The 21171-nt window shown below is 30.1% G+C and carries 16 protein-coding genes and 1 other annotated feature; of the genes, 11 read left to right on the top strand and 5 right to left on the bottom strand.

From position 1 onward, the window contains the following. Positions 1 to 5: 5 nt before the first annotated feature. The gene (locus L1S49_RS01860; RefSeq protein WP_073019913.1) at positions 6 to 440 is read right to left on the bottom strand and encodes a threonine/serine exporter family protein; all 435 of its coding nucleotides are present in this window, start codon (positions 438 to 440) and stop codon (positions 6 to 8) included. Position 441: 1 nt separating this feature from the next. After that, the gene (locus tag L1S49_RS01855) at positions 442 to 1209 is read right to left on the bottom strand and encodes a threonine/serine exporter family protein (RefSeq protein ID WP_021801352.1); all 768 of its coding nucleotides are present in this window, start codon (positions 1207 to 1209) and stop codon (positions 442 to 444) included. A gap of 162 nt (positions 1210 to 1371) precedes the next feature. Between L1S49_RS01855 and glyA the strand changes: the two genes are divergently transcribed. The 4 genes from glyA (at position 1372) to L1S49_RS01835 (ending at position 5251) form a co-directional block, all read left to right on the top strand. Then, a complete protein-coding gene (gene glyA, locus L1S49_RS01850; RefSeq protein ID WP_238902322.1) occupies positions 1372 to 2604 on the top strand; it encodes a serine hydroxymethyltransferase in 1233 nt (410 codons plus the stop codon). Positions 2605 to 2690: 86 nt separating this feature from the next. Continuing rightward, positions 2691 to 3548 carry a metallophosphoesterase gene (locus L1S49_RS01845; RefSeq protein WP_238902321.1) on the top strand — a complete coding sequence of 286 codons (858 nt, stop codon included), beginning with the start codon at positions 2691 to 2693 and terminating at the stop codon, positions 3546 to 3548. A gap of 12 nt (positions 3549 to 3560) precedes the next feature. Continuing rightward, positions 3561 to 4499, top strand: a complete 939-nt coding sequence (locus L1S49_RS01840; protein WP_238902320.1) for a dipeptidase — start codon at positions 3561 to 3563, stop codon at positions 4497 to 4499. 8 nt (positions 4500 to 4507) lie between these two features. Beyond that, entirely contained in the window at positions 4508 to 5251 is a 744-nt protein-coding gene (locus tag L1S49_RS01835) for an SDR family oxidoreductase (protein WP_238902319.1), read from the top strand. Between the two features lie 134 nt (positions 5252 to 5385). On the opposite strand, the gene L1S49_RS01830 is transcribed toward L1S49_RS01835, so the two are convergent. Both L1S49_RS01830 and L1S49_RS01825 read right to left on the bottom strand, forming a co-directional pair. Next, positions 5386 to 6879, bottom strand: coding sequence for a HAMP domain-containing sensor histidine kinase (locus tag L1S49_RS01830; RefSeq protein ID WP_238902318.1), 1494 nt, complete (start codon positions 6877 to 6879; stop codon positions 5386 to 5388). Beyond that, positions 6872 to 7546, bottom strand: coding sequence for a response regulator transcription factor (locus tag L1S49_RS01825; RefSeq protein ID WP_238902317.1), 675 nt, complete (start codon positions 7544 to 7546; stop codon positions 6872 to 6874). Before L1S49_RS01825 ends, L1S49_RS01830 begins: the two co-directional genes overlap by 8 nt. Before the next feature lie 154 nt (positions 7547 to 7700). Between L1S49_RS01825 and L1S49_RS01820 the strand changes: the two genes are divergently transcribed. The 3 genes from L1S49_RS01820 to L1S49_RS01810 all read left to right on the top strand — a co-directional run bounded on the left by L1S49_RS01820 (position 7701) and on the right by L1S49_RS01810 (position 10961). After that, complete coding sequence (locus L1S49_RS01820) at positions 7701 to 8939, top strand: pitrilysin family protein (protein WP_073019895.1); 1239 nt, start codon at positions 7701 to 7703, stop codon at positions 8937 to 8939. A 207-nt stretch (positions 8940 to 9146) separates the two neighbouring features. Further along, positions 9147 to 9785 (top strand): recombination regulator RecX, encoded by a 639-nt coding sequence (gene recX / locus L1S49_RS01815; protein ID WP_238902316.1) that lies wholly within the window; start codon positions 9147 to 9149, stop codon positions 9783 to 9785. A 12-nt stretch (positions 9786 to 9797) separates the two neighbouring features. After that, positions 9798 to 10961 (top strand): transglutaminase-like domain-containing protein, encoded by a 1164-nt coding sequence (locus tag L1S49_RS01810; RefSeq protein ID WP_238902315.1) that lies wholly within the window; start codon positions 9798 to 9800, stop codon positions 10959 to 10961. A gap of 26 nt (positions 10962 to 10987) precedes the next feature. Here the strand turns inward: L1S49_RS01810 and L1S49_RS01805 are convergent, their stop codons facing one another. Beyond that, positions 10988 to 11335 (bottom strand): tetratricopeptide repeat protein, encoded by a 348-nt coding sequence (locus tag L1S49_RS01805; RefSeq protein ID WP_073019889.1) that lies wholly within the window; start codon positions 11333 to 11335, stop codon positions 10988 to 10990. Positions 11336 to 11503: 168 nt separating this feature from the next. Between L1S49_RS01805 and L1S49_RS01800 the strand changes: the two genes are divergently transcribed. The 4 genes from L1S49_RS01800 to L1S49_RS01785 all read left to right on the top strand — a co-directional run bounded on the left by L1S49_RS01800 (position 11504) and on the right by L1S49_RS01785 (position 21086). Continuing rightward, a complete protein-coding gene (locus L1S49_RS01800; protein ID WP_238902314.1) occupies positions 11504 to 15763 on the top strand; it encodes a 2-hydroxyacyl-CoA dehydratase in 4260 nt (1419 codons plus the stop codon). Between the two features lie 67 nt (positions 15764 to 15830). Beyond that, positions 15831 to 16054 (top strand) — a binding site (T-box leader). 150 nt (positions 16055 to 16204) lie between these two features. Beyond that, on the top strand, positions 16205 to 18847 hold the full coding sequence (locus L1S49_RS01795) for a valine--tRNA ligase (protein ID WP_238902313.1): 2643 nt from the start codon (positions 16205 to 16207) through the stop codon (positions 18845 to 18847). A gap of 124 nt (positions 18848 to 18971) precedes the next feature. Beyond that, complete coding sequence (locus tag L1S49_RS01790) at positions 18972 to 19766, top strand: HAD family hydrolase (RefSeq protein WP_238902312.1); 795 nt, start codon at positions 18972 to 18974, stop codon at positions 19764 to 19766. Between the two features lie 15 nt (positions 19767 to 19781). Beyond that, positions 19782 to 21086, top strand: coding sequence for a folylpolyglutamate synthase/dihydrofolate synthase family protein (locus L1S49_RS01785; RefSeq protein WP_238902311.1), 1305 nt, complete (start codon positions 19782 to 19784; stop codon positions 21084 to 21086). Positions 21087 to 21171: the final 85 nt, after the last annotated feature.

The raw sequence follows: 21171 nt of genomic DNA, 5'->3' as shown, positions 1-21171 counted from the left end.
CAATTCTATTTTTGTCTTAAAGGATAATTTCTCATTAGCCTAGTTAAGGTAGATACGAAGATTATTCCAAGTGCTAAAGCACCAGCTGAAGCTAATGTTTCTAAACCTAGGCTAAGAGCTTTATCTATGTTGCCTTGTACAACTTCATACATTGTGTAATACATTCCTCCACCAGGAACTAAAGGTATTAAAGCACATATTACAAAGGTTGTAACAGGGGTTTTCAATATTCTAGCACATATCTCTGAATAACTTGAAAAAATAGTTGAAGCTAAAAACAGAGATAAGGATAAAGATAAACCATCGTTAAGGGCAGTTTTATAAACAATCCAGCCTAAACCTCCACCTAAAGATGCAAATATAAGATTTTTTCCATGTATATTAAAGATTATTCCAAATCCAAAGGTTGCTATTAATGAAACTAAGATTTCTTTTAACATACTATATTCCTCCATATAAATTAAACCAAAAACTTAAAACCACACCTGTTCCAATTGCTATAGCTAAAGCTATTAAAAAAGCTTCAGCAGATCTAGTAAGCCCAGCTACTAAATCACCTGCCATGGTATCTCTAATGGCGTTAGTAATAGCAAGACCTGGAACCAGAAGCATAATTGAACCTATAATAGTCATATCTAAATTAGATGCGAGTCCTAAGTTAACACAAACTAGTGCCAATAAGGCTGCAATAGCTCCACCTATACTATTTATAAAAAAGTCATTAATTAATAAATTACTGCTTAATATAGAAAATGCTTTTATTATTAAACCTATAAAAAATGCTGAAAAGAAGTCTTTGATATCTCCTCCAAATAAAGCAGAAAATCCAGCAGCTCCTAAAGCAGAAAAAAACAAAGTTGTTTTAGTTCCATATCTTGAGCTTTTATCTATTTCTTTTAAAGCTTTATTAACTTCTGCTACAGTCATATGTTGCTGGCCTATACTTCTTGATAAGTCGTTAACCATATGAACTTTTTCAAGGTTAACAGTTCTATATTTAACTCTTTTAATTAATGAAACTGTTCCTTTATCTTTGTGAAAAGCTGATACCATTATTCCAGTTGGAGTAACAAAACTATCTGCATCATCCATTCCAAAGGATGTACATATTCTATTTATGGTTTCTTCAACCCTATAAGTTTCTCCACCACTTTCTAGTATTATTCTGCCAGCAAAAGTAGCTACGTATAGTATCTTATTTATGTCCATAAAAATCCCCTCGATTTAAGATATTCTGAATGTATTATAGCATAGTAATTTCAAAAAAGAATAGAGAAAGTTGTTTTATTTTTAAAGTCATATATGATACAATACCATATATGATGTCAAATCATGTTTAGTCTACGAAATTATAGAAATTGGGGTGTTAAAATGGATTTTACAAATCTACAAAAAGTTGATCCAGAAATAGCAAAACTAACTGAAAAAGAGTTAGAAAGACAACAATATGGAATTGAATTAATTGCATCAGAAAACTTTACTTCTAAGGCAGTTATGGAAGCTATGGGATCATATCTTACTAACAAATATGCTGAAGGATATCCATCAAAAAGATATTATGGAGGATGTCACGTAGTTGATGAAGTTGAAGAACTAGCTATAGAAAGAGCTAAAGAATTATTTGGTGCTGAACACGCAAATGTTCAACCACACTCTGGTTCTCAAGCAAATATGGCAGTTTATTTTACTGTTTTAAATCCAGGAGATACAGTTTTAGGTATGGATTTAAGCCATGGAGGACATTTAACTCATGGTTCACCAGTAAACTTTTCAGGCAAGTTATTTAACTTTGTTTCTTATGGAGTAGATAAAGAAACAGAAGAAATAAACTATGAAGAAGTTAGAAGAATAGCATTAGAATGTAAGCCAAAGTTAATAGTGGCTGGAGCTTCTGCTTATTCTAGAACTATAGATTTTAAGAAGTTTAGAGAAATATGTGATGAAGTTGGAGCTTTATTTATGGTAGATATGGCTCATATAGCAGGTTTAGTTGCTGCTGGAGTTCATCCAAATCCAGTACCATATGCTGAGTTTGTAACTTCAACAACTCATAAAACTTTAAGAGGACCTAGAGGAGGACTTATACTTTGTAGAGAGAAGTATGCAAAAGACTTAAATAAGAATATCTTCCCTGGAATTCAAGGTGGTCCATTGATGCACATAATTGCAGCAAAAGCAGTATGTTTTAAAGAAGCATTAGACCCATCTTTTAAAGAATATGGTAAAAACGTAGTTGAGAACTGTTCAGTACTTTCAGAAGAATTAGTTAAGTTTGGATTTAAGATAGTATCAAATGGTACAGATAATCACCTTATACTTCTAGATTTAAACAATAAAGATATAACAGGTAAAGAAGCTGAAAATCTATTAGATTCAGTAGGTATAACAGTAAATAAAAATACTGTTCCGAACGAAACAAGAAGTCCATTTGTAACTTCAGGAATAAGAATAGGTACAGCGGCTGTAACTACTAGAGGATTTAATCAAGAAGATATGAAAGAAGTTGCAAGTATCATAAACTACGTAATAGAAAATAAAGAAGGCAATTTAGAGGAAGCTAAACAAAGAGTTAAAACTCTATGTGAAAAACATCCACTATATTAAGAATAAAAAATCATCATATTTTATATGGTGATTTTTTTCTTTAAAAAACATAAGATTAATGTATAGCAATAAATTAAAAAGGTTTTATGTATACTAAGATAATAGATGAATTATATAAAAAAGCTGAAACTATAACTTTAGAAGATAAGGACAAAGTAGTATTTATAAGTGATTGTCATAGAGGAGATGGAAGTTATAAAGATCCATTGATGAATAATTACAATACCTATAAAGGAGCACTTAAATATTATTTGAGAAATAATTTTAAGCTTGTAGAGATAGGTGATGGTGATGATTTATGGAGAAATAAAGATTACAGATATATAGGTTATTATTATGAAGAGATATTTAAAATCTTATTAAAGTTTAAGAAGGAGCATAGGCTTTATCTGTTTTGGGGAAATCATGATATTATAAAAAAATACAAACGTGAATTTACTAGTCTTTTAGAGAGAAGTGAGGAGGAGAAATTTTATAAAACACTTAAAGCTTTATATGGAGATTTAGATTTTTATGAGGCTTTAAAGTTCCAAATAAGAGAAGATGAATTTTTTGTTTTTCATGGTCATCAAATAGATAAGATAAATAGCACCTTTTGGAGAATATCTTGTTTCTTATTAAGAAATGTATGGGCTAGAGTTGAATCCATCGGCATAAAGACGCCAACTTTACCAGCACAAAACATAGCTAGAAGAAAAGTAGTTGATAAGAGAATACTTAATTGGAGTATTAAAAATAATAAAAAAGTTATAGCAGGTCATACTCATAAAGCAAGATTAGGTAATCATGAAAGCGGGTATTATTATAATGACGGTTGTTGCGTGTATCCAAATCATATAACTACCATTGAATATATAGAAGGAAAATTAAATTTAATAAAATGGTATTTAGATTTAGGAGATGATGGTAAAATTATATTGACGAGAAAAATCATAAATTATTAAGGAGAATATATTATGAAATTTATAGATATGCATTGTGACACACCTTCATTTATACTTGATAATAGAGAAAATTCTCTAAAAAAGAGTAATGGTACAGTAGATATAGAGAAACTTAAAACAGGAAATGCTCTGATTCAGTTTTTTGCCTATTTTGTTGAACTAAATAAGGAAATAGATTCATTTGAGAAATTTGATGAGATGTATCATAACTTCCAAAATCAGATCAAATTAAATGAACAGGATATAGAAGTTATAAAAAGATTTGAAGATATAAAAGCTATCGAAGATAAAGGTAAAATAGGATGTTTATATACAATAGAAGAAGGTGAAGTTTTAAAAGGAGATATGGAAAACCTCTATAAAGTATACGACAAAGGTATAAGAGGTATAACTTTAACCTGGAACTTTGAGAATTCTATAGGTTATCCTAATTGTATAAAAGAGTGTTCAAGCAAGGGACTTAAAAACTTTGGATTTGAGTTAATAGGAGAAATGAATAACTTAGGAATTATTGTTGATGTTTCTCATTTATCTGATGGTGGTTTTTATGATGTAAGTAGAGAAAGTATAAAACCTTTTGTAGCTACTCATTCTAATGCCAGAGCTATAACAAACCACTCAAGGAACTTAACAGATGATATGATTAAGATTCTTTCTGAAAAAGGTGGAGTTATGGGATTAAACTTTTGTGCTCCTTTTTTAGGTGGCAGTAAGATATCTAGAATTCAAGATATGATACTTCATTTAAAACACATAAAAAATGTAGGTGGAGTAGATGTAATAGCATTAGGAAGTGACTTTGATGGTATTGATAATAAGGTCGAAATAAAAAATGCATCAAAAATGCCAATTTTAGCAGAAGAACTTCTTAAAAATGGATTTAAAGAAGAGGAAATTGACAAGATATTTTATAAAAATGCATTGAGAGTATTAAAGGATGTAATAGCTTAGGAGGAAAAATGAGTAGGTTAAAAGGAAAAGTAGCAATTGTTACAGGAGCTTCTTCTGGGATAGGAAGAGGAATAGCTTTAGAGCTTTCAAAAAGAGGAGCAACAGTCGTAATAAACTATAAAAGCAATAAATCTGGTGCAGAAAAAACACTTGAACTTTTAAAAGAAGCAGGTGGATATGGACATATAATAAAAGCTGATGTAAGTATATATGATGAGTGTAAAACATTAGTTCAGGAAGTTATAAATAGTTTTGGAAAGATTAATATACTTATAAATAATGCAGGTATATCTAAAGTAGGACTTTTTATGGATATGCACATTGAAGAGATATATGAACTAATAGATACTAATATGAAGGGAACTTTAAATATGAGCCATGCTGTTCTACCTCATATGACAGAAAGAAAACAAGGTTCAATAGTTAATATATCATCAATATGGGGAGTTCAAGGTGCTTCTTGCGAAGCAGTATATTCTTCTACAAAAGGGGCAATAAACTCTTTTACTAAGGCTTTAGCTAAAGAAATGGCCCCTAGTAATATTAGAATTAATGGGGTAGCTCCAGGAGTTATAGATACAGAAATGAATAGTTGGATGAGTAAAGAAGATAGAGAAAGTTTAGAAATGGAGATTCCTATAGGCAGGTTTGGAAAGGTTCAAGAAATAGGAGAAGTAGTTTCTTATTTATGCTGTGATGAAAGTTCTTATTTAACTGGACAAATTATAACAGTTGATGGTGGATTTATTTAGTCGAGAATGGAAAGTTGACAATTGAGAACCAGTATATTAATTGACAATTAGTAGAGAAGAATAGTCAATTAAATAGAGAAATTCATTTCATGAATTTCTCTATTTAATTTTGATTCTCAATTTTTAAATTTCAATTACTCAAGTTTCTCATCTGTACTTAAGTTTAAAGTGAAGTATGATAGTACTCCATTTGAAGTGTTTTGTATTCCGTAGGAACTGTTATGAAGATCAAGAATTCCTTTGGTTATAGATAATCCTAAACCTGATGAGTTTTTATCTCTTACTCTAGACTTATCTATTTTATAGAACTTGTTCCAGATATTATCGAGTTCATCTTTAGATATTTGGACACCAAGATTTTCAATAGATATTAGGACTTTACTTTCAAGTTTCTCTATAGATATAACTATCTTTTCACTTGAAGGGGTGTATTTAATAGCATTTGTCATGAAATTACTTAGTACTTGTTCTATTTGAAAAGTATCACCTTCAACATACAAATACTCAAATTCAGGATTAAAAACTACTTCTAAGGATTTTTCTCTAATTAATACATTATACTTTCTAAGTGAACCTTGAATCATTCTAATTATATTAAAAGTTTCTAGGTTAGGTTTAACATTACCTGATTGAAGTTTTGATAGTTCAAGCATATCCATAACAAGTTTATTCATTTTATGAGCTTCATCTATTATGATATTTAAATAATCATTTTTAGCTTCTCCCTGAACTATGCCATCTCTAATTCCTTCTGCATAACCTTCTATTATACCTATAGGAGTTTTTAATTCATGAGATACATCAGCAATAAAGCCTTTTCTCATTTCTTCTACTTTTCTTTCATGTTCAACTTCTTCTTGTAGAATATCATTTTTACTTTTAAGTTCCGTTAAAGCAGATTCTAGATTTTCTGATAAAAAGTTTAAAGTTGTTCCAAGATTATTTATTTCATCATCTTCTAAAGGGGTATATCTTTCAGAAAAATCCATGTTACTCATTTTTTTAGCTATTTTATTTAGTTTTATAAGAGGGTCACCTATGTATTTAGATAAAATCATAGAATAAAATAACGCTACCATAAGGGTTCCAACTATAAAGTATGGTAAAAATCTATTTAAAACGCTAGTAGCTTCTCTTATAGGCTCTACAGAAGATACTGCCATTAAAATAGAACCATCATTCAATTTACAGATAACTACAGTAATAGTTGGATCAAAGTTTGAATTATCTGAAATAGTGACAAAGATTTTACCGGAGGAAATATATTGAGAGTTAGGTAAATACAAGTTATTATATATTTGCTTAAATGAAGATTCTGTATATTCATTAGTAGCTATATATATAAGGGAATCTTTTGGAGTTACAACTCCTACTTTTGCATTATTATTAGTTTCAAATTTATTCATGGCTGGCAAAAGAGCTCTTTTATATAATTCCACTCCTTGATTATATTCTACTGCTGAATTAGAATTTCTAAATTCCTCTACAGATTTGATTAGTGAATTGTTTTTTTCGTTTATATAAAACTTCTCGAAAAAGTGTTTTTGAAAAATTAATATAAGAGAAACTAATATTATTAATGCTATAAAGGTAATAAAAAAAATCTTTTTTCCTATTTTACTACGCATCTTTTACCTCAAACTTATATCCGCTTCCTCTAACAGTAACTATATATTCAGAAGCCGTAGTTAACTTCTCTCTAAGTCGCTTAATTGTTGTATCAACTACTCTTGAATCTCCATAATAGTCAAAACCCCATACTCCATCTAACATAGTGTCTCTTGATAAAACTATGTTTATGTTGTCAGTTAAAAAAACGAGAAGTTCAAACTCTTTAGGGGTTAAGTTAATAGATTTATCCTCTACGCTTACATCCATGGAATCTTTATTTAAAGAAAGTTTTCCAAGTTCTAATACAGTTAAATTAGTTTCTTTTGAAGTTCTTTTTAAAAGCGCTTTGATTTTTGCAACCAAAACTTTTGGTGAAAAAGGTTTTGTTACATAGTCATCTGCACCCAATTCATAGCCGAGTAATTTATCCTCTTCTTGACTTTTAGCAGTTAATAAAATTATAGGAACAGATGAGGCTTTCCTGATTTCTTGAGTTAATGTTAAACCATTTAGTCCAGGCATCATGATATCTAAAATTATTAAATCTACTTTGTTTTGTTTAAATAGGTGCAACCCCTCATTTCCATTTGAAGCTTCTATGATAGTATAATTTTCAATAGTTAAGTAGTCTCTTAAAAGAGATCTAATTCTAAGTTCATCTTCAACAATTAATAAAGTTTTCATAGGTCTAACTCCTTTCTAGTCTAATTATATAATAATTATTATACATAAAAAATATAGATAATCTGAATTTTTAAATAAAATGGTTTTAGTTTAGATTATATTATATAATAAGTGGAGAGTATATTAAAAGTAATTAACTATAAGGAGTGTTTTAATGGTAAGACTTAACTTTGATGCTAAAGAGGATGTTTTAGATAATGGATTTAAAGTAATAACAATAAAGAGAGAAACACAATTAGCATCTTTAAATTTAGGAATTAAGATAGGGGCTCTATATGAAAAAGAAAATGAGAAAGGAATATCTCATTTTATAGAACACATGATGTTTAAAGGAACTAAAACAAGAAACAACGAAAAGCTAAATGATGACCTAGAAGCCTTAGGTGGAGAATATAATGCTTATACAGATTATACATCTACAGTTTATTCAATAACTTGCCTAGAAGAAGAAATTGAAAATGCTGTTGATATTCTAAGTGATATGATAGTGAACCCCTCATTTGATATAAAAGAAATGAAAAAAGAAAGAGATGTTATATTATCTGAAATAAGGACAAGTAAAGATGATGTAGAAGATTTAAGTTTTAGAAGAACTAGTACTTTTGCATTTAATGAAAGTCCATTAAAATATGATATTATGGGAACAGAAAAAAGTATTGCTTCTTTTTCAAGGAAAAATTTGGTAGAGTATTATAACAAGTATTATATGCCTAAAAATACAGTTTTGACCTTTGTATCAAGTTATGATCATGATAAAGCTATAGAGCTTGTTAAAAAGTATTTTGATAAGTGGAGCAACAAGATAATAGGGGATAAGGACTTTAATTTAGAAAAGAATATTGCTGGAGTGTTTGAAAGTCATAAAAATGATATAGAACAAGCTACAATAACTTATTTATTTTCTTTTAACGATGTTCCAAAAGAATTAGAATTACCTATTAAGATTTTAAATCACAAATTAGGTGAAAGTTCTAATTCAATATTATTTAGAGAGTTAAGAGAAAAAAGAGGTTTTGCCTATGATGTGTACACTCATTTAGATTTAAGCAGTAATGTAAAAACCCTTCATATATTTACTTCCCTTGTTGAAGAAAATGTTGAAGAAGCAATTAATGTTATAAATGAATGTATAGAAAAAATTAAATCTAAAGATATAGTTTTTGATGAATCAACTTTTGATTTGATGAAAAAAGTTCATAAAACAGCTGTGGTATCAACGCTTGAAGATTCAACTGATTTAGGAAACTATGTATTGCATCAAATACTAGAAGGTGAAAGCATGTTTGAGTTTATTAAAGACATGCACAATTTAGATTCTTTAAAACCAGAAGATATATATAAGGCAGCTGAATATATATTGAGGGAGCCTACGGTTCATATCCTAAGAAGTTAAAGTAATTATTTGATATGACTTTTTAGATAAGAGAAGGATTTGATGAAGCCTGAGAGGAGGCTTCTACAGGGCAGAGGTGTAAGGAATTTAATGGAGTTCTCCAAAGTCGAACTCCTACAGGATATAGGTGCACTTTACTCCGGTAGAAGCGGTTGCTGCTTCAGTCTAATCATTTTATATTAAGGAGTTAAGAAAGGTTGAAGTTATTTGAATAAAATCACTAAGATAGAGGTTGGGAAACGAAATAAAGATAGAGTTAATGTTTTTATAGATGATGAGTTTGCATTTGCTTGTTTTGGGGAACTTGTGTATAATTATAATCTTACTAAGGGCAAGGTCGTTAATGTTGATGAACTTAGGGAAGTTATAGAACAGGAAGAGTACTTAAAATGTAAAAGTGCTGCTTTAAAGATGATGGAAAGATCTTATAAAACTGAAAAAGAAGTAAGAGAGAAGTTATTAACTAAAGAATTTAGTGAAAATTCTATTCAAAGAGCTATTGAGTTTCTTAAGGAGTATAATTTTATAAATGATGAGAAATATGCTCAAATGTATATTAAAGATAAAATTAAACTTTCTGGAAAAAACAAAATAAAGTACTCTCTTATTAGAAAGGGAGTAGATGAAGAGTTTATAAAAAGTAATCTTGATATGGTTGATAAAGATTCAGAACTGGAAGTAGCTGAAAAATTAGCGTATAAAAAATATGCTGTTATTTCAAAAGGTGAAAGTGATAAGTATAAATTATCAAACAAACTTATAAGATTTTTAATGACAAAAGGATATGACTATGATACTTGTAAGAAAGTAACGAAAAAAATCGTAGAACTTGATTTTAATGATTAATGAGGGTGAGTTATGAAAGATTATAGTATAGACTTTTTATTTCTAGTATGTTTTTTGTTGCCTATAATATTTGGAGTAATAAGAGGATTTAGAGCAAATGACCTTATGAAAATAATTAGGGGTATTGAGGAAAGTATATGTTTTGTTACCTCATTTATAATAACAATTAACTTTTTAAATAGAAGTTATTTCTTTGATATTGACTTTATCCAAAGCATATCTATAAATTTAAGTAATTTTACTGAAAAATATCCGCAAATTTCTTATTACATTTTCTTGTTAATAAGTATTATAATAATATATGGGATATGTTTCATTCCATTTTTTATACTAAATCTACTTATATTTAAGCCTTTATTGACTAAAGTTGAAAATGTGTGGGATAATGGAGGGAATTTATTAAAGGGATTTATAGGAGCTATATTTAGAATTCCTCAGGGAATAATAATGGCTTTATTGTTTGGAATGATAGTTCATGGAGTTGTGTCATTTGTTCCTAATGATAACTTATCAACTCTTGTAAATAATTCGAAAAGTTATAAATATTTTTATAGCAAGATATTCAACCCAATATCAACATCGAATTTTGCAAGAGCTTTGCCTAATTTAATCGGTGATTCTATTAAGGTTAAGATTGTTAAAGAACAAATAGGAAACTCAAATGGTAGTGTTGAGAGTAATAAGATTGTAAATGAGATTGTATATTACAATGGAATTACTTTAGAAGAGGGAATAAAATCAAATAGTGAAATTGATAATATGGCATATGAGATTACAAGAAAAAGATCCTCGGATAAAGAGAAAGCTAAGGCTATTTATGCCTGGGTTGGATCGAATGTTGAATATGACTATGATAAGGCAACTGAGATTTTAAATGATAATTTCAGAAATAAATCAGGTGCAATTGTAACTTTTAAAGATAGAAGAGGAATATGTTTTGATTATGCATGTCTATTTACTGCAATGGCAAGAGCTAGTTCATTAAAGGTTAGAGTAGTAATAGGGCAAGGTTTTGATGGAAAGACTTGGGTTGCACATGCATGGAACGAAGTATACTTAAAAGAGGAAGATAGATGGATAAATGTAGATCCTACTTTTTATAAAGGTGGAAATTATTTTGATTCAAAGGACTTTTTTGAAGATCACAAAAAAGAAAAAGTAATAGGTGAATGGTAAGGGATTTCTTAAAAATTAAGAAATCCCTATGTAACCTTTTTTAGAAGAAGATTTATTGCCTTTTCACAATCTTCATCCTTGCTATTTAGTGCCCAAGCTCTATTAAAGTATAACAAAGCTTTCCTAGTATTATTAAGCATGGCATATGAATAAGCCAAATTAAAATAATATTTACTATCTTCTGATAAATCTATAGCTTTTTTTATATAAGTAATTGCATTTAAATAATCTTTAGTTTTTATCAAACATACCCCTGCATTATAATATGAGCAGGCTAAGTTTTCTTTAAGTTTTATGGCTTTTTCGTAATAATCTAATGCTTCTAGATAGTTCTTACTATTATATAGTTTATTACCCTCTTGAAAATAACTCATAAATCCTCCATAATATAAATAATTTACATATTGACATTATTAACAAAAATAACAATATTATTCAAAAACATAACATTGTTAACAATTAAATAGCTATACTTTAAATTGGATTTATTTAATAATATAATAAGTATTAGGCTTTTATTTTTATTGAAAGGAAGCGATTAAATGTATAATTTAGGGTTGGATGTAGGGTCTACTACAGTAAAACTAGTAATTTTAAATGCAGCAAATAAAATAGTATATAGCAGATATAAGAGACACTTCTCTGACATAAAAAGCACAATTATTGGCCTTATTAGAGAAGCCTATAAACAGTTCGGAAATATTGAGATAACAATTAATGTTACAGGATCTGGTGGACTTTCAGTTTCAAAGTGGCTAGATGTTACTTTTATACAAGAGGTTATAGCATGTACTAAAACTATAGAGGAAATGGTTCCGGAAACAGATGTAGCTATAGAACTAGGTGGAGAAGATGCTAAGATAACTTACTTCAAAGGTGGAGTAGAGCAAAGAATGAATGGAACTTGTGCAGGTGGTACTGGTGCCTTTATAGATCAGATGGCCTCACTACTAAAAACTGATGCTACAGGATTAAATGATTTAGCTAAAAGTTATGGAACTATATATCCTATTGCATCTAGATGTGGAGTTTTTGCGAAAACTGATGTACAACCTCTTATAAATGAAGGTGCTAAAAAAGAAGATATAGCAGCTTCTGTACTTCAAGCAGTTGTAACTCAAACTATAAGTGGATTAGCTTGTGGAAAACCAATTAGAGGAAAGGTTGCTTTCTTAGGAGGACCACTTTATTTCTTATCAGAATTAAGACAAAGATTTATAGAAACCTTAGAGTTAAAAGAAGAGGATGTCATATTCCCAGAAAACCCACAATTATTTGTGGCTTTAGGAGCAGCTTTAGCTTCAAAAGGTGAAAATAGCGTTTTGTTTAAAAATATAGTTGATAAAGTGAAAGAATTATCAAAGTTCCAAGATAAAGAAATAGAAACTTTAAGACCTTTATTTAAGGATGATGAGGAATTAATAGAATTTAGAAATAGACATGAGGGCAATAAAGCAAAAAGAGGGGATTTAAGTTTATATAAAGGAAATACCTATTTAGGTATTGATGCAGGATCTACAACAACTAAAGCTGCATTAATAGGTGAATCAGGAGAATTACTTTATTCTTATTATGGATCAAATGAAGGAAGTCCTTTATTAACTGTAGTAGGTATATTAAAAGAAATATACAGTAAGATGCCAAAAGAAACTAAGATAGTTAATTCTACTATAACTGGATATGGTGAGAGTTTAATTAAAGCTGCCCTTCATATAGATATTGGAGAAATAGAAACTATAGCTCACTATAAAGCTGCTGATAACTTTTTACCAGGAGTTGATTTTATCTTAGATATTGGTGGACAAGACATGAAATGTCTAAGAATAAAAAATGGAGTAATAGACAGCATATTATTAAATGAAGCTTGTTCTTCAGGATGTGGATCATTTATAGAAACCTTTGCTAATTCTTTAAATATGGAAGTTAAAGATTTTGCTAAAGAAGCTTTATACTCATCAAGCCCTGTGGACTTAGGCTCAAGATGTACAGTGTTTATGAATTCAAGAGTTAAGCAATCTCAAAAAGAAGGTGCAACAGTAGGTGATATATCTGCTGGACTTTCCTATTCTGTTATAAAAAATGCTTTATTTAAAGTTATTAAGATAAGAAAAAAAGAAGAAATGGGAAAGAAGATAATAGTTCAAGGTGGAACTTTCTATAATGATGCTGTACTTAGAAGTTTTGAACTTGTTTCAGAAAGAGAAGTAATAAGACCTGATATTGCTGGTCTTATGGGAGCTTTTGGAGCTGCATTAATCTCAAAAGAAAGATATACACAAGGTTATGAGTCTACTTTAGTACATTTAGAGGAACTAGAAAGCTTTACTTTTGATACAAGTCTTGAGAGATGTGGACTTTGTGGAAACAACTGCTTGTTAACTAAAAATAAGTTCTCAAATGGAGAAACTTTTATATCAGGAAATAGATGTGAAAGACCTATTATAGGTAGAGTATCTAGTGAAGAAGTTCCTAATTTGTATGACTATAAATATAGAAGAACTTTTAAATATATACCACTAAAGAAAGAAGAAGCTAAAAGAGGAATAATAGGAATACCTAGAGTTTTAAATCAATATGAAAACTATCCATTTTGGTTTACTTTCTTAACAGAGTTAGGATTTAGAGTTGAGTTATCTCCTAGAAGTTCAAAAGCTATATACGAAATGGGAATAGAAACTATACCATCTGAATCAGCTTGTTATCCAGCTAAGCTTGTTCACGGACATATTATGGCTCTTATAAATAGAGGAGTAAAAACAATTTTCTATCCATGTATTCCATATGAAGTAAAAGAAGATCCTACAGCGGGAAATCACTACAATTGTCCTATAGTAACTTCGTATCCAGAAGCTATAAGAGCTAATATGGATGTTATTAAGGAGCAAGATGTTAAGTTTATGAATCCTTTCTTTGCACTTCATGATAAAGATAAGTTATTAGTTAGACTTATCCATGAGTTTAAAGAACTTGGTATTAGTAAAGATGAGTGTACTAAAGCACTAGACTTAGCGTGGAGAGAAAAAGAAAACTACGTTTTAGATATAAGAAACAAAGGGGAAGAAGTAATAAAGTATCTTGAAGAAACAGGTAAAAAGGGTATAGTACTTAGTGGAAGACCATATCATGTAGACCCTGAAATAAACCACGGAATACCTAATATAATAGCCTCCTTTGGAATGGCTGTTTTAACAGAAGATTCAGTTGCTCATTTATCAGAGGTCCAAAGACCACTTAAGATAGTTGATCAATGGACATACCATTCAAGATTATATAGGGCAGCCACATATGTATCTAAAAAAGACAACCTAGAGTTAGTTCAATTAAACTCATTTGGATGTGGATTAGATGCAGTTACAACTGACCAGGTTCAAGAGATATTAAGTGCAGCTGGGAAAATATATACTGTTTTAAAAATAGATGAAGGAAATAATTTAGGTGCTATAAGAATAAGAATTAGAAGCTTAATAGCTGCAATGGAAGAAAGAGTAAGAAATAACTATGTTCCTATAAAGCAAAAGATTGAGTATAAGTCTAAAGAGTTTACTAAGGAAATGAGAAAAACTCATACAATATTGTCACCTCAAATGTCTCCTATTCATTTTGATTTAGTTCAGGAAGCTTTTAATTCTTCAGGCTACAACTTAGTAGTTTTACCATCAACTGATAAGATGGCTGTAGAAGAGGGATTAAAATATGTTAATAATGACGCTTGTTATCCTTCAATAATAGTAATAGGACAACTAATACATGCCTTAAAATCAGGTGAGTATGATTTAGATAATACATCAGTTATCATTTCTCAAACAGGTGGAGGATGTAGAGCAACAAACTATATAGGATTCCTTAAAAAAGCTTTAATTGAAGCTGGTTTTGAAAATATACCAGTTATATCTTTAAATGCTGTTGGACTTGAGAAACAGTCAGGATTTAAGATAACACCAAAACTCCTTCATAAAGCATTAATGTCATTAGTTTATGGTGATTTATTTATGAGAGTTTTATATAAAGTAAGACCTTATGAAAAAGAGGTTGGAAGTGCAAATGAACTTTATGATAAGTGGAGAAATATAGCTAAAGAAAATGTTAGAAGTGGAAGTTTTAATGCTTATAAAAAGAATATAAGAAATATTATTAAAGAGTTTGATGAACTAGAACTTTTAGATATAAAGAAACCTAAAGTTGGACTAGTTGGTGAGATTTTAGTTAAGTTCCATCCAACTGCAAACAATGATGCAGTAAGTGTTATTGAAAATGAAGGTGGAGAAGCAGTTATGCCTGATCTTCTAGACTTCTTCTTCTACTCAGCTTATGATGCAGACTTTAAATATAAATTCTTATCTGCAAGCAAAAAGAGCAGAAATATTTCAATGCTTGCTATATGGTTTATGGAGTTATATAGAAAAGAAATGAAGAAGGCTTTAGACGAAAGTAACAGATTCCATGCACCTAAGCATATAAAAGAATTAGGAGATATGGCATCTCAAATACTTTCTCTAGGGAATCAAACAGGAGAAGGATGGTTTTTAACAGCAGAAATGATAGAACTTATAGAAAGTGGAGTTAACAACATAATTTGTATGCAGCCTTTTGCTTGCTTGCCTAACCATGTTACAGGAAAAGGTATGATTAAGGCATTAAAGCATAAATATCCTCTTTCAAACATAGTTGCAGTAGATTATGATCCAGGTGCATCAGAAGTTAATCAGTTAAATAGAATTAAACTTATGATGTCAGTTGCCTTTAAGAACCTAGAACAAAAGGAAGCACCTAAAAAAGTATTATGGCTTGAAAAAGAAGTGTAAAATTTCTTGACAATTTTACATTTAATACTATAATATATGAATATATCTTATAATTTCATATGGATATACAAATGCAATGAAAAAGAGGAGTAAAAACAGTAATGATATTAAGAGAAGAAAATCCTTAGGCTGTGAGATTTTCTATATCGGATGTTTTGAAGGTAGCTTTTGAGCAGCTTTGCTGAAAGTTTAAGTAGGTAAAGTCGGCAGCTATGTCGTTAAAGTAATGAGAGTCTATAATCTTTTATGATTGCAGAAATAAAGGTGGTACCGCGAGTCTTCGTCCTTTTATAGGATGAAGACTCTTTTTTTATTCCATATATTTCCTGGGGAATAAAATTGATAAATATAAGTTCAAAAAGATGAAAGCAAAGAAAATACTTAAGCACAGCTATATTTTAGCTTAAAGAAATGTACCTAAATTAAGAGGAGGAAGAAAAAATGAGTGAAAATAATATTTCAACAACCTATAATCCAAAAGAATTTGAAGAAAAGATATATAAAACATGGGAAGAGAAAAAATACTTTACCCCAGAGGTTGATAAAAGCAAAAAGCCTTATACTATAGTAATGCCACCACCAAATATAACTGGTAAACTTCATCTTGGGCATGCTTTAGATAATACACTTCAAGATATTTTAATAAGATATAAAAGAATGCAAGGTTTTTGTACTTTATGGGTTCCTGGTGAAGACCATGCAAGTATAGCAACTGAAGTTAAAGTTGAGAATGAACTTCTGAAACAAGGTCTAGTTAAGAAAGAACTTGGAAGAGAAGGATTCTTAGAGAAAGTTTGGGAATGGTCAGATGAGTACAGAGAAAGAATAAGAACTCAACTTAAAAAGATGGGGGTTTCAGCAGACTTTACTAGAGAAGCTTTCACTATGGATGAGAACTTAAACAAAGCTGTTAGACATGTGTTTGTTAAGTTGTACAATGAAGGACTTATCTACCAAGGAAATAGAATTACTAACTGGTGTCCTAAGTGTGAAACTGCTTTATCTGATGCAGAAATTGAATATAAAGAACAAGAAGGCAGCTTCTGGCACATCAAGTATCCAGTAAAAGACTCAGATGAGTTTTTAGAAATAGCAACAACTAGACCAGAAACGCTTTTGGGAGATACTGCTGTTGCTGTAAATCCAAATGATGAGAGATTTAAGCATTTAATAGGTAAAACTTTAATACTCCCACTAGTTAATAGAGAAATACCTGTAGTTGCTGATGACTATGTTGATATAGAGTTTGGTACAGGTGCAGTTAAGATAACTCCAGCACATGATCCAAATGACTATGAAGTTGGTAAAAGACACTCTCTTAAAGAAATCAGAGTTATGGATGACAGAGGAGTTATAAACTCTTTAGGTGGAAAGTATGTTGGACTTGATAGATATGAAGCAAGAAAAGCTATAGTTAAAGACTTAGACTCAGAAGGACTTCTAGTTAAGATAAAACCTCATGTTCACAATGTAGGAACTCATGATAGATGTGGAGTTGTAATAGAACCTATAATATCAAAACAATGGTATGTTAAGATGGAATCTTTAGCAAAACCTGCTGTAGATGTAGTTAAAGAAAAGAAAACTAAGTTTGTACCAGAAAGATTTGAAAAGACTTACTTCAACTGGATGGAAAACATTCAAGATTGGTGTATATCAAGACAACTTTGGTGGGGACACAGAATACCTGTATTCTACTGTGAAGATTGTGGAGAGATGATGGTAAAGGAAGATGCACCTGAAAGTTGTACCAAGTGTTCCTCAACTAAGATAAGACAAGAAGATGATGTACTTGACACTTGGTTCTCATCTGCACTTTGGCCGTTCTCAACTTTAGGTTGGCCAGATAAGACAGATGACTTAAACTACTTCTATCCTAACTCAGTTTTAGTTACTGGATATGATATAATCTTCTTCTGGGTTGCTAGAATGATATTTTCTGGACTTCACAACATGGGAGAAACTCCTTTTGAACATGTACTTATACATGGAATTATAAGAGATTCAGAAGGTAAAAAGATGAGTAAGTCCTTAGGCAACGGAGTAGATCCTCTTGAAGTAATAGACACTTACGGCGCAGATGCTTTAAGATTCATGTTAGTTACAGGAAACGCTCCAGGAAATGATATAAGATACTTCCCAGAAAGAGTTGAATCAGCTAGAAACTTTGCAAACAAGATTTGGAATGCTTCAAGATTCTTAATGATGAACTTAGACAAAGAACTTATGAACAAGTACAAAGATGAAAAAGATTACTCACTTGCTGACAAGTGGATATTATCAAGATGTACTACTTTAGTTAAAGAAGCAACTGAGAACTTAGATAAATTTGAACTTGGTATTGCACTTCAAAAGGTTTATGACTTTATGTGGAATGAACTTTGCGACTGGTATATAGAACTTGTTAAACCTGTATTCTATGGAGAAGATGAAAAAGCTAAAGGAATTGCATATAATGTAATTTACAAAGTTTTATCAACTGGACTTAAGTTATTACATCCAGTTATGCCATTTATAACTGAAGAGATATATACTCATCTTTGTGACGAGTTTGAATCAATAACTATCTCAACTTGGCCAGAGTATGAAGAAGAGTTACATGATACTAAAGCTGAGAAAGAAATGGGTTATATAATAGATTCAATTAAATCTCTTAGAAATGTTAGAGCAGAAATGAATGTACCGCCATCAAGAAAAGCAAAAGTAATTGCATATATAAATAAAGAAGCTAAAGATGCTTTCTTAAATGGAATTTCTTATATGGAGAAGTTAGCTTCTGCATCAGAAGTTGAGTTTATAGAAGAGAAAACTTTAGTTCCTGAAAACGCAGTTTCTGTAGTTGTTGAAGTTGGGGAGTTATTTATGCCACTTCTTGACCTAGTTGACAGAGAAAAGGAACTAGATAGATTAAACAAAGAAAAAGCTAAACTTGAAGCTGAAATAGACAGAGTTGATAAAAAACTTTCAAATGAAAGATTTACAGCTAAAGCTCCAGCTGATGTAGTTGAAGCTGAAAAAGCTAAAGGTGAAAAGTATAAAGAAATGCTTGAATCAGTTATAGCAAGAATAAAAGCATTAGAATAGTATGTAAATGATGGGATGATTAAATCATTCCATCATTTAATTATATGTGATAGAATAATGGGGACAAGTTAAATACATTAAAAGTTGTAATATAAGAAGTAATTTATGGAGGTTTAGATATAATATGATTAAACTAATTGCAAGTGATATGGATGGTACACTTTTAAACTCAAAAGGAAATTTACCAGAGGATTTTGACAAAGTAGCAGATAAGCTTATAAATAAGGGAGTAGTTTTAGTTGCTGCTAGTGGTAGACAATATTATACTCTTAAAAATACTTTCAGTAATATAAAAGATGATATGGTGTTTTTAGCTGAAAATGGAGCTTATGTTGTATATAAAAACAAGGAATTATATTCCTCCATTATTTCAAAAGAAGAGGTTATAAAAATAATTGAATCTTCAAGAGGAATACCAGGAGTTGACATTGTACTTTGTGGTAAAAATGGTGCTTATATTGAAAACACAGAAGAGAGATTTTTAACTGAGGTTAAAAAATATTATCATAAATATGAAGTTGTAGAAAGTTTACTTGAAGCTAAAGATGAATTTATGAAAGTTAGTTTATTTGACAGCTTTGGAGCTGCTGAGAATTCTAACAAAGTGATGAGCCCAGTATGGGGAGAAAAATACAAGGTAACTGTTTCAGGTAAAGATTGGCTTGATCTAATAAATAAAGATGCTAATAAAGGGAATTCTTTAAAGGTTATTCAAAAGCTATTAAACATAGATAAAAATGAAACTATGGTTTTTGGAGATTATTTTAATGATGTTGAAATGCTTCAAGAGGCATATCACAGTTATGCAATGATGAATGCACCAGAAGGAGTAAAAAAACATAGCAGATTTTTAGCTAAAACTAATGATGAAGATGGAGTTATGAGAGTTATAAAAGAAAAAGTATTAAAGGAAGCTTAAACTTTGGAGGAAAAAATGGATTATAAAGAATGTATGAAGTATATACATGATTTAGGTAAATTCGGAATGAATTTTGGGCTGGAAAGAACAGAGCGTATATTAGAGCTTCTTGGAAATCCCCATAAACAGTTAAAATTAATTCATGTTGCAGGAACTAATGGAAAAGGTTCAACTACATCAATGATTACGAGTATTTTAATTGAAGCAGGATATAAAGTTGGTATGTATACTTCACCTTTTTTAGAAGAGTTTGAGGAAAGAATTCAAATTAATAGAGAAAATATATCTAAAGAAGATTTAGTTAAAGTAGTAATGGAAGTCAAAGAGATAATACCAAAGGTAATCGAAGAGGGATTTCATGCACCTACAGAGTTTGAAATCATAACCTGCGTCATGTTTAAATACTTTAGTGATAAGAAGATTGACTTTGGTGTAATTGAAGTAGGACTTGGAGGGAGATTAGATTCAACTAATGTAATTAACCCTTTAGTATCAGTAATTACTTCTATAAGTTATGACCATATGAATATTCTAGGAAATGATATAAGAGATATTGCTAAAGAAAAAGCTGGGATAATAAAAGAAAAAACTCCTTTAGTTTTATATCCTCAAGTGGATCAGGTTACAGAGGTTATAGAGGATATTGCAAAAACAAAAAACTCTAATATAATTTACACACAAAAGGAGCAAGTAAAGGTATTGGATTTTGTTCATGGAGAACATGAAAGTTATCAAATATTTGAAAGAGTTGAAGGCGGTAAAAAGAAGATATATGAGCTTCCTCTACTTGGTGAACATCAAATATTTAATTGTAATACAGCTATAACTACAATAGAGGTATTAAGAGATAACTTTAATGTTAATGTTTCAGATGAGCATATCTTAAGAGGAATAAAGAAGGTAAAATGGATTGGAAGAATGGAGATTCTTAAAAGGAATCCATTTGTTATAATAGATGGAGCTCATAACATAGATGGTATAAAAGCCCTTAAGCAAAATATACACAAATATTTTGAGTATGAAAAAATGATATTAATTTTAGGAATTTTGGCAGATAAACAAGTAGATGAGATGATTGAAGAAATTTGTCTAGAAGCTACTGAAGTAGTTGCTGTAACCCCTCATTCTGATAGAGCTGAACTTGCTTTAGATTTGAAAGATAAGATAGATGGTTTTGGAATAAAAACTGTTGCTTTAGAAAACTATGAAGAAGCTTATAAATACGCGCATAATAAATTAGGTAAAAAAGATATTCTTGTTGTAAGTGGGTCTTTATACATGATTGGAGATATGAGAAAGATAATAAGAAAAGAGCAGTAATTTTACTGCTCTCAGAGTGTCGACAAAGTCGACACTTTTTTCTTTTTAATATAAAATATTATTGGGTGATAAATTATGTTAACAA

Source organism: Clostridium sp. YIM B02506 (genome assembly GCF_022324845.1).
Classification (GTDB): Bacteria; Bacillota; Clostridia; order Clostridiales; family Clostridiaceae; genus Clostridium_T; species Clostridium_T intestinale.
This window is presented reverse-complemented; position numbering and strand designations above follow the sequence as displayed.